This is a genomic window from Halomonas aestuarii, from assembly GCF_001886615.1.
In the GTDB taxonomy this organism is placed as follows: domain Bacteria; phylum Pseudomonadota; class Gammaproteobacteria; order Pseudomonadales; family Halomonadaceae; genus Halomonas; species Halomonas aestuarii.
Genome location: NZ_CP018139.1, coordinates 414,518 through 427,334, shown reverse-complemented (window position 1 = coordinate 427,334; position 12,817 = coordinate 414,518). Strand labels below are relative to the sequence as shown.

Below are 12,817 nucleotides of genomic sequence, written 5' to 3'. Positions count from 1 at the left end.
CCTGATAATTTGCAACAATCGTGCCATCCGCAATCTTCATGCCGTCGGGATATAACGACAGGTATATCAGGTGATTGCAATCAGAGGCGGAAGTCCTCGCCCAGGTAGACCTCCCGCACGCGCTGGTTGGACAGGATCGCCTCGGCATTGCCCTCGGCGATGATCCGGCCGTCGCCCACGATGTAGGCGGTATCGCAGATGTCCAGGGTGTCGCGGACATTGTGGTCGGTGATCAGCACGCCGATGTCGCGGGCCTTGAGCTGGCGGATGATGCCCTTGATCTCGCCCACCGAGATGGGGTCGACGCCGGCGAAGGGCTCGTCGAGGAGGATGAAGGCGGGCTCGGTCGCCAGCGCCCGGGCGATTTCCACGCGTCGCCGTTCGCCCCCGGAGAGGCTCATGCCAAGGTTGTCGCGGATATGCGTCACGTGGAAGTCCTCGAGGAGTTCCTCGAGCCGGGCCTGGCGGCCCTGGCGGTCGAGGTCGCGGCGTGTCTCGAGGATCGCCATGATGTTGTCGGCGACCGACAGCTTGCGGAAGATCGAGGCCTCTTGGGGCAGGTAGCCGATGCCGGCCCGGGCCCGTTCATGCATGGCGGCCGTCGAGAGGTCGAGGTCGTCGATGTGCACCTCGCCGGCATCGGCGCGAACCAGGCCGACGATCATGTAGAAGGAGGTGGTCTTGCCGGCCCCGTTGGGGCCGAGCAGGCCGACGATCCGGCCCTGCTCGATGGAGACGCTGATGTCCTGCACCACGCGACGACGCTTGTAGCTCTTGGCCAGGTGCCGGGCGCTCAGGGTCTTCATCACTGGCCGTCCTGCTGTTCGGGCTCGAGGGTCATCCGCACGCGCTGGCGCTCCTGGACGCCCTCGGCCTCGGAGCGGGCCTGGACGACGCGGCGGTCGAGGAAGTATTCGAGGTACCCCCCGTCGAAGGTGTCGCCGTCCTTGTGCAGCTCGGCGCGGTCGATCAGCTCGATGCGGCGATCGGCGACGTGGTAGACGACGGTGCGGCCCCAACCGCGGACCAGGGGCTCGTCCGGGGCGGGCTTCTGCTCGATGTAGGCACGTTCGCCGGTGGCGGTAGCGCGGCTGAGCTCGCCCTCGTCGTTGCGCACGATCTCCACCCGGTCGCCGGTCAGCTGCATGCTGCCCTGGCGGATCTCCACGTTGCCGGTGTAGACGGCGGTGCCGGCGCGGTCATCGAGGTCGAGCTGGTTGGCTTCCACCTCGATCGGGGCGCTGGCGTCACCCTCCAGGGCCAGGGCCGGGGCGCTGCCGAGCAGCACGCCGATGACGCCGAGGGTCAGCAGGGGGGCGAGGGAAGGTCGCGTCATGACTCGGGGTCCTCGTGGGTCGCGGGCGGATGGTAGCCGCGCACATTGTCGGTCAGCCGGGCGCGGTTGTCATGGATCCAGGCGTCGAAGCGCTCGCCGCGCATCCGCTGGGGCGGCTGGCGCAGCACGGCCGGGGTCTCGCTCCAGGCGTGGCCGCTGTCGGCATCGAAGTGCAGGATCTCGGTGTCCAGTTGCCAGCGCTCGGCGGGGGCGAGGAGTCGCGCGTCGCCGGACAGGGTCAGCGGGTTGCCTCCCGCGCCCAGGGTGCCGGTGTCGCCGCTGGCCAGCCAGACCCGTCCCTCCTCGTCCAGCAGCGTGCCGTCCGGTTGCTGTAGGCGGGTCACGTCGTCATGGGGGGTATGGGTCAGCCGCGGGGTGTCGAGGCGCTGGTGAGGCCGCCCCTTTGCGTCGAAACGGGTCAGCCGGGCGTCCTCCAGGTAGTAGTCGGGCTCGCCCGACGCGTCTCCCGGAACCGGGCCGGGGGGCGGCGCGTCCTGCAGGTCGAGCAGGGCCAGTCCCCCGCCCAGGACGAGCAGCAGAAGGAACAGGCCGGTGCGGAAGCCCGGGCGCGGCAGGGCCATGGATCAGGTCGAGCCGTGCAGGTAGGTGTCGAGCACGGCGTCCCAGTGCCCCTGGGCCTGGAGCAGGGTGTCGCAGATCTCGCGCACGGCGCCGTGGCCGCCCACCGACTCGGTTACCCAGTCGGCATGCTGGCGGATGTAGGACGGCGCGCCGGGCACGCTGATGCCGACCCCGGCACGCCGGATGGCCGCCACGTCGGGCATGTCGTCACCGCAGTAGGCGACCTGCTCGAGCTCCAGCCCCAGGCGACCGCACAGCTCGCGCAGCACGGTGAGCTTCTTCTCGGCCCCCTGGAAGACATGCTTGACGCCCAGGGCGGCGGCGCGCTGGCTGACCATCGGCGAATCGCGACCGGTGATCAGGGCCACCACGATGCCGGCGCGCTGGGCCAGCTTGATGCCATGGCCGTCATGGGTGTGGAAGGCCTTGATCTCGATGCCATCGGCCTGGAAATAGAGGCGCCCGTCGGTCAGCACCCCGTCCACGTCCATGGCGAGTAGGCGGACGTGGCGCAGGCGGTCGACGAGTTGGCTGTCGAGCAGGGGGGATTCAAGGCTCATGGTGTCTCCAGCAGTCTGGGGCGTAGGTGGGCGATCAGGGCGTCAGATGACGCCGCTGGCGAGCAGGTCGTGCATGTGCAGGGCGCCGACCGGGCGGCCGTCGGCGTCGACCACGGCCAGGGCCGAGATGCGGCTGTCCTCCATCAGGCGGACGGCCTCGGCGGCCAGGGTGTCGGGGGCGATCCGCTTGCCGGGGCGGGTCATGACGTCGTCGACGCTTAGCGCCGAGAGGTCGCTGTGCTGGTCGAGGGTGCGGCGCAGGTCGCCATCGGTGTAGACCCCGGCCAGGCGGCCATCGGCATCCACCACGCAGGTGAAGCCCAGCCCCTGTCGGGTGATCTCCAGCAGGGCATCGCGCAGGGGGCTGCCCAGCGGCACCGCGGGCAGCCGGCTGCCCTCGTGCATCAGGTCGGAGACCCGCAGCAGCAGGCGCTTGCCCAGGCTGCCGCCGGGGTGGGAGAGGGCGAACTCTTCGGCCGTGAAGCCTCGGGACTCGAGCAGCGCCACGGCCAGGGCGTCGCCGAGGGCCAGGGCGGCGGTGGTGGACGAGGTCGGTGCCAGGTCCAGCGGGCAGGCCTCGCGCTCGACCCCGGCATCCAGGTGGGCGTCGGCATGGCGGCCGAGGGTCGAGCCGGGACGACCGGTCATGCTGATCAGCGGCGTGCCCATGCGCTTGAGCAGCGGCAGCAGGGCGGTGACCTCGGCGGTCTCGCCGGAGTTGGAGAGGGCCAGCACCACGTCGCCGCGAGTGATCATGCCCAGGTCGCCATGGCTGGCCTCCCCGGGATGCACGAAGAAGGCCGGCGTGCCGGTACTGGCCAGGGTGGCGGCGATCTTGCCGGCGATATGGCCCGACTTGCCCATGCCGGTGACCACGACCCGGCCGTGGCAGGCCAGGATCAGGCGGCAGGCATGGTCGAAGGAGTCGTCGAGGCGTTCGGCCAGGGCCGCCACGGCCTGCTGTTCCAGTTCCAGGGTGCGGCGGGCACTGTCGCGCAGGCGGGACGTGCCGGCCGCGTAGGGGGCGTCGTTGGTCATGGCAGTGATTGTTGCCCGTTGTGGCGTTTCACTCAAGGGGTGAGGCGGCGGGGAGGCCGGCGCCCCCGAGCCAGATCAGGTAGGCGACATAGCTCGCCAGCAGCAGGGCACCTGGCAGCCGCCCCAGGTGCCCCCGCCGGTTCCACAGCAGCAGGCCCCCCAGGGCGAGGGTCAGCAGCAGCATCACCGGGTAGTCGCGGCCGGCCGCCGCGGGGTCGGTGGCACCCGGTGCCATCAGGGCGGGGACGGGCAGCACGGTGAGCATGTTGAAGAGGTTGGAGCCGATGACGTTGCCGATGGCCAGGTCGTGGTGGCGCTTCAGCGCGCTGGCAACACAGGCGGCCAGCTCCGGCAGGCTGGTGCCGATGGCCACCACGGTCAGGCCGATCACCAGCTCGCTGACCCCGAGCCCGCGGGCCAGCTCGCTGGCCCCCCAGACCAGCGCCCGGGAGCTGATGACCATGATCACCAGCGTGCCGGCCAGCCAGGCCAGGGCCTGGCCCAGCGGCATGCCGGGAATCTCGCCGGCGCTGTCGTCGTCCGGACTGTCGGCGCGGAACAGCCACCACAGGCTGAACACCAGCAGCACCAGCAACAGCACGCCGTCGAGACGGTCGAGGTGGCCGTTGGCCAGCGCATAGCCGGCCAGGCCCGTGGCGCCGAGCAGCAAGGGGAGTTCGCGGCGCACGATGGAGAAGCGGACCGGGATCGGCACCACCAGGGCGGTCACGCCCAGCACCAGGGCGATATTGGCGATGTTGGAGCCCAGCGCATTGCCGATGGCGAGGTCCGGCACGCCGTCCAGGGAGGCCATCACCGAGACCACGATCTCCGGTGCCGAGGTGCCCAGCGAGACGATCGTCATCCCCACCAGCAGGGTGCTCATGCCGGCCCGCCAGGCGGTGGCGGCGGCCGCCCCGACGAAGCGGTCGGCACTCCAAAGCAGGCCGATGAAACCGAGCAGTACGATCAGCAGGGGAGCCAGCATGACGAGATCCGGGGCGGTGAAGGAGGGCGCACATTGAACATGCCGGACTTCGGCGGTGCAAGGGGACGCGGGGTGCTGGCGCGCCAGGGCATGGTTAGGATACGATGTTCGATAATTTTCTCGAGGATGCTGATGCGATGACGGACTCCCCCTTCGTGGAAGTGGAGAGCCTGCACTTCTCGCGTGGCGAGAAGGAGATCTTCCGCGGTATCGACCTGACCATCCCGCGTGGCCGTATCACCGCGATCATGGGGCCCAGCGGTACCGGCAAGACCACCCTGCTCAAGGTGATCGGCGGGCAGCTCACTCCCGATGCGGGGCGGGTCTGCATCGATGGCCAGGATGTCCATGCCCTCTCCCGCAAGGCCCTGTTGGGCCTGCGTCGGCGCATGGGCATGCTGTTCCAGAGTGGCGCGCTGTTTTCCGACCTCGATGTCTTTGAGAACGTGGCCTTCCCGCTGCGGGTGCATACCGACCTGCCCGAGGCGATGATCCGTGACGTGGTACTGATGAAGCTGCAGGCGGTGGGACTGCGCGGGGCCCGTGAGCTCATGCCGTCGGAACTCTCCGGCGGCATGGCCCGGCGGGTGGCCCTGGCCCGGGCGATCGCCCTCGACCCGGAGCTGATCCTCTACGACGAACCCTTCGCGGGGCAGGACCCCATCTCCATGGGAGTGCTCGTGCAGCTGATCAAGCGCCTCAACGAGGCCCTGGGGCTGACGGCCGTCATCGTCTCCCACGACATCAAGGAGACCCTGACCATCGCCGACTACGTCTACGTGATTGCCGATGGCCAGGTGATGGCCCACGGCACCCCGGCGAGCCTCGATGCCGATCGCGACCCGAGGGTCAGCCAGTTCATGCATGGCGAGCCAGACGGTCCCGTGCCGTTCCACTACCCGGCGATGGACTTTTACGCCGACATCCTGGGCAGCGGGGGGCCGCAATGATCGACTGGATCCGTCGCCTGGGGCGGCGTGGCTGCGACCTGCTGGAGTCCCTTGGCCGGGCGGGGATCTTCCTCGCCCAGTCCGCGGTGGGGGTGCCAAGCCGGGAGGGCCTGCGCCTGTGGGTGCGCCAGATGCACTTCGTCGGGGTGATGTCCCTGGCCATCGTCCTGGTCTCGGGGCTGTTCATCGGCATGGTGCTGGCCCTGCAGGGCTATACCATCCTGGTCGACTTCGGTGCAGAACAGGCCCTCGGGCAGATGGTGGCGCTGTCGCTGCTGCGTGAACTGGGCCCGGTGGTGGCGGCCCTGCTCTTCGCCGGTCGGGCCGGCTCGGCCCTGACGGCCGAGATCGGCCTGATGAAGGCCACCGAGCAGCTGACCAGCATGGAGATGATCGGGGTCGACCCGCTGCGTCGCGTGGTCGCGCCGCGCCTCTGGGCCGGCTTCGTCTCCCTGCCGCTGCTGACCATCGGGTTCAGTGTGGTGGGGGTCTGGGGCGGCCAGCTGGTCGGTGTCGAATGGCTGGGGGTGTTCGAGGGCTCCTACTGGGGGAACATGCAGGCCAGCGTCGAGTTCTTCGATGATGTCGGCAATGGCCTGGTCAAGAGCGTGGTCTTCGCCCTGGTGGTGACCTGGATCGCGGTCTTCCAGGGGCATGACCTGATTCCCACCTCGGAAGGCATCTCGCGCGCCACCACCCGTACGGTGGTCTATTCCTCTCTGGCGGTCCTGGGCCTGGATTTCGTGCTCACCGCCCTGATGTTCGGAGAGCTTTCCTGATGTTCGGAGCAAACGGATGAAACGTAGCAAGACAACGGAGCTCGGTGTCGGCCTGTTCATGCTGGCCGGTATCCTGGGGCTGGTGTTCCTCGGGCTCCGGGTCAGCGGCCTCAGCCTCAGCGTGCCCAGCGAGACCTTCCGGCTCGAGGCCAACTTCGCCAACATCGGTGGGCTGAAGCCACGCGCCCGGGTCACCATGGCCGGCGTGACCGTGGGGCGGGTCGAGGCCATCGATCTCGATACCGACTGGTACGATGCACGGGTGGTGATGGAACTCGACGGTGAGCTGGAAGGTCAGCTTCCGGAGGACAGCACCGCCGCCATCCTCACCGCCGGCCTGCTGGGAGAGCAGTACATCGGCCTCTCGGTGGGCGGCGCCCCCGAGACGCTCGCCGACGGCGACACGGTGCGAGACACCCAGTCCGCCCTGGTACTGGAAGAGCTGATCCAGCAGTTCGTGACCAGCATGGTCAAGGAGTGAACGACATGAAGATGATTCCCCTTCGCGCCCTGTTCGCGGGGCTCTGCCTGCTGCTGGTGGCCCTGCCGCTGATGGCCACCCCGTCCGACCAGCGTCCCGAGCAGATGATCCGGGCCAGCATCGACGACCTGATGAGCCGCATCGAGGGGCGCGAGGCGTACTTCGCCGACCACCTCGGCGAGCTCGAGGACATCGTCGACGACAGCCTCGAGGACGTGGCCGACTTCCGTTACATCGGCGCCAGCGTGATGGGCCGCTACTTCGGCAACGCCACCCCGCAGCAGCGCTCGCGTTTCGTCGAGACCTTCCGCAAGACGCTGATCGACACCTACACAAAGGGGCTGGTCACCTTCGACTACCGGGAGATCCGCGTGCTCGACAACCAGCAGGCGTCGCGCTACGAGGACCAGGCCAGCGTGGCCATGGAGGTGGTGGCCAATGACGGCACCGTCTATCCGGTCAGCTACTCCCTGCGCCTGGACGATGGGCAGTGGAAGGTGGTCAACGTGATCGTCAACGGCATCAACCTCGGGCTGACCTTCCGCAACCAGTTCGACCAGGCCATGCGCGACCACAACCGCGACTATGATGCGGTCATCGACGGCTGGTCGCCGGAGCTCGCCGTGGAGGAGCTGGAGCAGGGCGGCAACGCATGAGTGTGCTCCTCGAGCAGCGGCATTCCTGCCTGAAGGCCGATGACCGCAGGCTGTCGGTGACGGGCGAGGTCGGCTTCGAGGTGGCCTCGGCGATGGCCGAGGCCGGCAGCGACTGGCTGGCGGCCCGGCCCTCCGGTAGTGACGTGGTCTTCGACCTGAGCGGCGTCGGCCGGGTCAGCAGCGCCGCCCTGAGCGTGCTGCTCGAGTGGACGCGGCGGGCCCGGCTGGCGGGGGTGCGCGTCGAGCGCATCTGCCTCTCGCCGGCCCTGGATCGCCTGACCCGGGTCGCCGGGCTGGATACCCTGCTGCCCCTGGGGGACCCCCGGGGCGAGTGATCGCTGCCCGTTCCCCACCATCGCCAAGCGCGGTGCTTTTCTTTACCATGTCCTGCCATGACGGGACGCCGCTGCCTGCCACCGCGTGGCCGACGGCGCGCGTCCGTGACGAATCGATGAACCACAGGAGTGCCGGTTCCATGCAACCCAGTGAGGTCAAGGCGCTGCTCGAGAACCGACTCGACGGCTGCGAGTTTCATATCCAGGGCGAAGGCTGCAATTTCCAGGTGGTGGCCGTGGGCGAGGTCTTCGAGGGGCTCTCCCCGGTCAAGCGTCAGCAGATGATCTACGGCGCCCTGACCGACGAGATCGCCTCCGGGGCCCTGCACGCGGTGAGCATCAAGACCTATACGCCCCAGCAGTGGCAGGCGGCCACCGACAACCAGGGGGCCTGAGGGCGACCTTCCATGGACAAGCTGATCATTACCGGCAGCGGCCCCGTCGACGGCGAGGTCTGGGCCAGCGGTGCCAAGAACGCCGCCCTGCCGATCCTCTGTGCGACCCTGCTGGCCGACGAGTCGGTGACCATCGGCAACCTGCCGCACCTCCAGGACATCACCACCACCCTGGAGCTGCTCGGCCACATGGGCGTCCAGCCGGTGATGGGCGACAAGATGTGCATCCAGCTCGACGGCTCCCAGGTGACCGACTGTCACGCGCCCTACGAGCTGGTCAAGAAGATGCGCGCCTCGATCCTGGTGCTCGGGCCGCTGCTGGCCCACTTCGGCCATGCGGATGTCTCCCTGCCCGGCGGCTGCGCCATCGGGTCGCGCCCGGTGGACCTGCACATCCACGGCCTCCAGGCCATGGGGGCGGAGATCAGCGTCGAGGGTGGCTACATCCGCGCGCGGGTCGACGGCCGGCTGCATGGCGCCACCATCTTCTTCGATACCGTCACCGTGACCGGCACCGAGAACCTGCTGATGGCGGCCACGCTGGCCGAGGGCACCACGGTGCTGGAGAACGCCGCCCGCGAGCCCGAGGTGGTCGACCTCGCCGAGTGCCTGATCAAGATGGGCGCCGACATTCGCGGCCACGGCACGGACACCATCGTCATCGAGGGCGTCGAGCGGCTCCACGGCGCCTACCACGACGTGATGCCCGACCGCATCGAGACCGGTACTTTCCTGGTGGCCGCGGCGCTCTCCCGGGGTCGGGTGAAGGTGCGCCGGACCCGGGCCGATATCCTCGATGCGGTGCTGGCCAAGCTCGAGGAGGCCGGCGCCACCATCACCACGGGCGATGACTGGATCGAGCTCGACATGCAGGGACGACGGCCCCGGGCGGTCAACCTGCGCACGGCGCCCTATCCGGCCTTTCCCACCGACATGCAGGCCCAGTTCGTGGCCATGAATGCCGTCGCCGAGGGCACCTCCCGGGTGGTGGAGACCATCTTCGAGAACCGCTTCATGCACGTGCAGGAGCTCAATCGCATGGGGGCCCACATCGCCCTGGAGGGCAACACGGCAGTGATCACCGGCGTGGAGACGCTGTCCGGGGCGCCGGTGATGGCCACCGACCTGCGGGCCTCGGCCTCCCTGGTGATAGCGGCGATGATGGCCGAGGGCGAGACCCTGGTCGACCGGATCTACCACATCGATCGCGGCTACGAGTGCATCGAGGAAAAACTGCAGCTGCTGGGCGCGCGCATCCGGCGCATTCCCGGCTGAGCCGACAACAGGCGAGACCCATGAGCAAGCAACTGATCCTGGCCCTCTCCAAGGGCCGCATTCTCGACGAGACCCTGCCCCTGCTGGCCGACGCCGGCATCACCCCGGCCGAGGACCTGGGCAAGAGTCGCAAGCTGCTGTTCGACACCAACCTGCCGGACGTGAAGCTGGTGGTGATCCGGGCCACCGATGTGCCGACCTACGTGCAGCTCGGGGCGGCGGATCTCGGGGTGGCCGGCAAGGACGTGCTGCTCGAGCATGGCGTCGAGGGGCTCTACGAGCCGCTCGACCTGGAGATCGCCCACTGCAAGCTGATGACCGCCGGCATCACCGGTGCCGAGCCCGCCCGGGCGCGGCGCCGGGTGGCCACCAAGTTCGTCAACGTGGCGCGCCGCTACTACGCCGAGCAGGGGATCCAGGCCGAGGTGATCAAGCTCTATGGCGCCATGGAGCTGGCCCCGCTGATGAACCTGGCCGACGAGATCGTCGATATCGTCGACACCGGCAACACCCTGCGGGCCAACGGCATGGAGCCCCGTGAGCTGATCGCCCCGGTCAGCACCCGGCTGGTGGTCAACAAGGCCGCCATGACCATGAAGCATGCCCGGCTCAAGCCGCTGATCGCCCGTCTCGGTGAGGCGGTGGCGAGGCGGCGCGAAGGTGCGGCCCTGTCGGCGTCGTAGCTCGCCCGGCCCGCTGCGAGCGTGTTCCTGTCCCTGACGACGAACCCTGTATCGAGAGGAAGCCACTGCCATGAGCGAATCCCCCCAAGAGCGCGTCGAGATCGCCCGGCTGTCGACCTCCCAGGCCGACTTCGATCGCCGCCTGGCGGACCGGCTGGCCTGGGAAGGCGTCTCGGATGCCGCGGTCAAGCAGCGCGTCGACGAGATCCTGGCCGAGGTCAAGGTCCGGGGCGATGCGGCCCTGGTCGAGTACTCCAACCGCTTCGACCGCCTGGACGTCACCACCATGGCCGAGCTGACGCTGGGCGAGCAGCGCCTGCGCGAGGCCTACGAGGGCCTCCCGGGGGACCAGCGCGAGGCACTCTCGGCGGCCGCGGAGCGCATCCGCGCCTACCATGAGCACCAGAAGCCGACCTCCTGGCAGTTCACCGAGGCCGACGGCACCGTGCTTGGCCAGCAGGTCACGCCGCTGGACCGCGCCGGCATCTACGTGCCGGGCGGCAAGGCGGCCTATCCCTCTTCGGTGCTGATGAACGCCATTCCTGCCCACGTGGCCGGGGTGCGCGAGATCGTCATGGTGGTGCCGACCCCCGACGGCGTGCTCAACGAGCTGGTGCTGGCGGCGGCGTACCTGGCCGGCGTCGACTACGTCTTCACCCTGGGCGGCGCCCAGGCGGTGGCGGCCCTGGCCTTCGGCACCGAGACGGTGCCGCGGGTCGACAAGGTCGTCGGGCCGGGCAACATCTATGTGGCCACGGCCAAGCGGGCGGTGTTCGGCCAGGTGGGCATCGACATGATCGCCGGCCCCTCGGAGATCCTGGTGGTCTCGGACGGGGGGACCGATCCCGACTGGCTGGCCATGGACCTCTTCTCCCAGGCGGAGCACGACGAGGATGCCCAGGCGATCCTGGTGAGCTGGGACGAGGCACACCTGGCGGCCGTGGAAGCGTCCATCGCGCGGCTGCTGCCGACCCTGGAGCGCGCGGACATCGTCCGTGAGTCGCTGGCCCGCCGCGGCATGCTGATCCACTGCCGGGACCGCGACGAGGCGGTGGCGATGATCAACCGCATCGCGCCGGAGCACCTGGAGCTCTCGGTGGCCAATCCGGAGGGGTGGCTGCCGGACGTGCGTCATGCCGGCGCCATCTTCATGGGGCGCTACACCGCCGAGGCGCTGGGCGACTACTGTGCCGGACCCAACCACGTGCTCCCGACCTCGGGCACGGCGCGTTTCTCCTCGCCGCTGGGGGTCTACGACTTCCAGAAGCGTTCCTCCATCATCCACTGCTCGGCGGAAGGCGCCGGCGAGCTCGGCAAGATCGCCTCGACGCTGGCGCGGGGAGAGTCGCTGACCGCCCATGCCCGCTCTGCCGAGTACCGCCTGACGCCCTAGGCCGCCGAGGCGAGGCGTCAGGGAAGCCTGCAGGAGGGCCCCGCCGGATGGCGGGGCCCTCTCTCGTCATGGGGGTTGGGCGTTCGGGTGGCGGGGGAGGCCGGATGGCGGTTCAGCGCTGATCGGGGCGGGGCAGCGCCGGCGTCGGCCGCTCGCCCAGCTCGATGGTCACCTCCCGGCGCTCGCCGCCGCGGACCACCGTGAGCGGCAGCCGGGTGCCGGGCTCCACCGCGGCGATGTCGCTCATGGTCTGGCGGGGGTCCAGCACGGGCTGGCCATCGACCTCCAGCAGCACGTCGCCGGGCTGCAGGCCGGCCCTGTCGCCGGGGCCGTCCGGTACCACGTTGGCGATGACCACTCCGATGGGGCTCTTCAGGCCGAAGGAGGCGGCGAGCTCCTGGTTGAGCTCCTGGGCCTCGATGCCCATCCAGCCGCGAATGACCCGTCCCCGGGTGACCAGCTCGTCGAGGATGCTGCGGGCCAGGTTGGCGGGGATCGCGAAGCCGATGCCCTGGGAGCCGCCGGAGCGCGAGAAGATGGCGGTGTTGATGCCGATCAGCGCCCCCTCGGCATTGACCAGGGCGCCCCCCGAGTTGCCGGGGTTGATGGCGGCATCGGTCTGGATGAAGTCCTCGTAGGCGTTGAGTCCCAGGTGGCTGCGCCCGGTGGCGCTGATGATGCCCATGGTGACCGTCTGGCCGACCCCGAAGGGGTTGCCGATGGCCAGCGAGACGTCGCCCACGGCGATCCGGCTGGTGTCGGTCAGCTCGATCACCGGCAGCGAGGCAAGGTCGATGCGCAGCACGGCCAGGTCGGTCTCCGGGTCGGTGCCGATCACCTCGGCCAGGGTCTCGCGGCCGTCGCGCAGCGCGACCTGGATCTGGTCGGCCCCGCGGATCACGTGGTTGTTGGTCAGCACGTAGCCCTCGTCGCTGACGATGACCCCGGACCCGAGGCTCGACAGCATGCGCTGTCGCCTCGGCGTCTCGTCACCGAAGAACTGGCGAAAGAAGGGGTCCGACATGAGGGGGTGCTCCTCCCGCTTGACCACCCGGGAGGAGTAGATGTTGACCACGGCCGGGGCGGCCCGCTCCACCGCCTGTGCATAGCTGGCCGGCCCCTGCTGCCGGGTCAGCGGCTCGGCCTGGCGGACCTCGGGGGCGTCGCGGGACACGGCCTCGTCCTCCCCGGGGGGCGGGGCCAGGGAGTAGGGCGCGGAGGCCGGGGCGGGGGCCGGACGCCCGATCAGCTGGGGGAAGGCGTTGAGCAGAACGATCGCCCCCAGCACGCCGATGAGGACGGGCCAGAGGTAGGGGAGCAGGGTGCGTCGCATGCGGCGGGGGTCCTTGTCGACGATGCTGGGTCG

General features: G+C 69.4%; 16 protein-coding genes. 9 read left to right on the top strand and 7 right to left on the bottom strand.

Going from position 1 to position 12,817, the window contains the following annotated elements:
• Nucleotides 1-80: 80 nt before the first annotated feature.
• From lptB to BOX17_RS01920, 6 genes are read right to left on the bottom strand one after another with little or no spacing between them, the layout of a single operon-like run.
• On the bottom strand, nt 81-806 hold the full coding sequence (gene lptB, locus BOX17_RS01945) for an LPS export ABC transporter ATP-binding protein (RefSeq protein WP_071941815.1): 726 nt from the start codon (nt 804-806) through the stop codon (nt 81-83).
• A complete protein-coding gene (gene lptA / locus BOX17_RS01940) occupies nt 806-1,336 on the bottom strand; it encodes a lipopolysaccharide transport periplasmic protein LptA (RefSeq protein ID WP_071941814.1) in 531 nt (176 codons plus the stop codon). Before lptA ends, lptB begins: the two co-directional genes overlap by 1 nt.
• Nucleotides 1,333-1,917 (bottom strand): LPS export ABC transporter periplasmic protein LptC, encoded by a 585-nt coding sequence (gene lptC / locus BOX17_RS01935; RefSeq protein WP_071941813.1) that lies wholly within the window; start codon nt 1,915-1,917, stop codon nt 1,333-1,335. The genes lptA and lptC overlap by 4 nt, the downstream gene beginning before the upstream one ends.
• Nucleotides 1,918-1,920: 3 nt before the next feature.
• Nucleotides 1,921-2,478 carry a KdsC family phosphatase gene (locus tag BOX17_RS01930; protein ID WP_071941812.1) on the bottom strand — a complete coding sequence of 186 codons (558 nt, stop codon included), beginning with the start codon at nt 2,476-2,478 and terminating at the stop codon, nt 1,921-1,923.
• A gap of 42 nt (nt 2,479-2,520) precedes the next feature.
• Complete coding sequence (locus BOX17_RS01925) at nt 2,521-3,516, bottom strand: KpsF/GutQ family sugar-phosphate isomerase (RefSeq protein WP_071941811.1); 996 nt, start codon at nt 3,514-3,516, stop codon at nt 2,521-2,523.
• A 28-nt stretch (nt 3,517-3,544) separates the two neighbouring features.
• Complete coding sequence (locus BOX17_RS01920) at nt 3,545-4,504, bottom strand: calcium/sodium antiporter (RefSeq protein ID WP_071941810.1); 960 nt, start codon at nt 4,502-4,504, stop codon at nt 3,545-3,547.
• Nucleotides 4,505-4,641: 137 nt separating this feature from the next.
• On the opposite strand from BOX17_RS01920, the gene BOX17_RS01915 reads away from it, so the two are divergent.
• From BOX17_RS01915 to hisD, 9 genes are all read left to right on the top strand, one after another.
• Nucleotides 4,642-5,454, top strand: coding sequence for an ABC transporter ATP-binding protein (locus BOX17_RS01915; RefSeq protein WP_071941809.1), 813 nt, complete (start codon nt 4,642-4,644; stop codon nt 5,452-5,454).
• The gene (gene mlaE / locus BOX17_RS01910; RefSeq protein ID WP_071941808.1) at nt 5,451-6,233 is read left to right on the top strand and encodes a lipid asymmetry maintenance ABC transporter permease subunit MlaE; all 783 of its coding nucleotides are present in this window, start codon (nt 5,451-5,453) and stop codon (nt 6,231-6,233) included. Before BOX17_RS01915 ends, mlaE begins: the two co-directional genes overlap by 4 nt.
• A gap of 16 nt (nt 6,234-6,249) precedes the next feature.
• Entirely contained in the window at nt 6,250-6,714 is a 465-nt protein-coding gene (gene mlaD / locus BOX17_RS01905; protein WP_071941807.1) for an outer membrane lipid asymmetry maintenance protein MlaD, read from the top strand.
• A gap of 5 nt (nt 6,715-6,719) precedes the next feature.
• A complete protein-coding gene (locus BOX17_RS01900) occupies nt 6,720-7,370 on the top strand; it encodes an MlaC/ttg2D family ABC transporter substrate-binding protein (RefSeq protein WP_071941806.1) in 651 nt (216 codons plus the stop codon).
• Nucleotides 7,367-7,705 carry an STAS domain-containing protein gene (locus BOX17_RS01895; protein WP_071941805.1) on the top strand — a complete coding sequence of 113 codons (339 nt, stop codon included), beginning with the start codon at nt 7,367-7,369 and terminating at the stop codon, nt 7,703-7,705. The genes BOX17_RS01900 and BOX17_RS01895 overlap by 4 nt, the downstream gene beginning before the upstream one ends.
• Before the next feature lie 140 nt (nt 7,706-7,845).
• On the top strand, nt 7,846-8,100 hold the full coding sequence (locus BOX17_RS01890) for a BolA family protein (RefSeq protein ID WP_244272188.1): 255 nt from the start codon (nt 7,846-7,848) through the stop codon (nt 8,098-8,100).
• 12 nt (nt 8,101-8,112) lie between these two features.
• Nucleotides 8,113-9,375, top strand: a complete 1,263-nt coding sequence (gene murA / locus BOX17_RS01885) for a UDP-N-acetylglucosamine 1-carboxyvinyltransferase (RefSeq protein WP_071941803.1) — start codon at nt 8,113-8,115, stop codon at nt 9,373-9,375.
• A 20-nt stretch (nt 9,376-9,395) separates the two neighbouring features.
• Nucleotides 9,396-10,058: an ATP phosphoribosyltransferase gene (hisG, locus tag BOX17_RS01880; RefSeq protein WP_071941802.1), complete on the top strand. Its 663-nt coding sequence runs from the start codon at nt 9,396-9,398 to the stop codon at nt 10,056-10,058.
• A 70-nt stretch (nt 10,059-10,128) separates the two neighbouring features.
• On the top strand, nt 10,129-11,451 hold the full coding sequence (gene hisD / locus BOX17_RS01875; RefSeq protein WP_071941801.1) for a histidinol dehydrogenase: 1,323 nt from the start codon (nt 10,129-10,131) through the stop codon (nt 11,449-11,451).
• Nucleotides 11,452-11,563: 112 nt separating this feature from the next.
• Here hisD and BOX17_RS01870 read toward each other — a convergent pair whose 3' ends face one another.
• Nucleotides 11,564-12,784 (bottom strand): Do family serine endopeptidase, encoded by a 1,221-nt coding sequence (locus tag BOX17_RS01870; RefSeq protein ID WP_071941800.1) that lies wholly within the window; start codon nt 12,782-12,784, stop codon nt 11,564-11,566.
• Between the last annotated feature and the right edge of the window lie 33 nt (nt 12,785-12,817).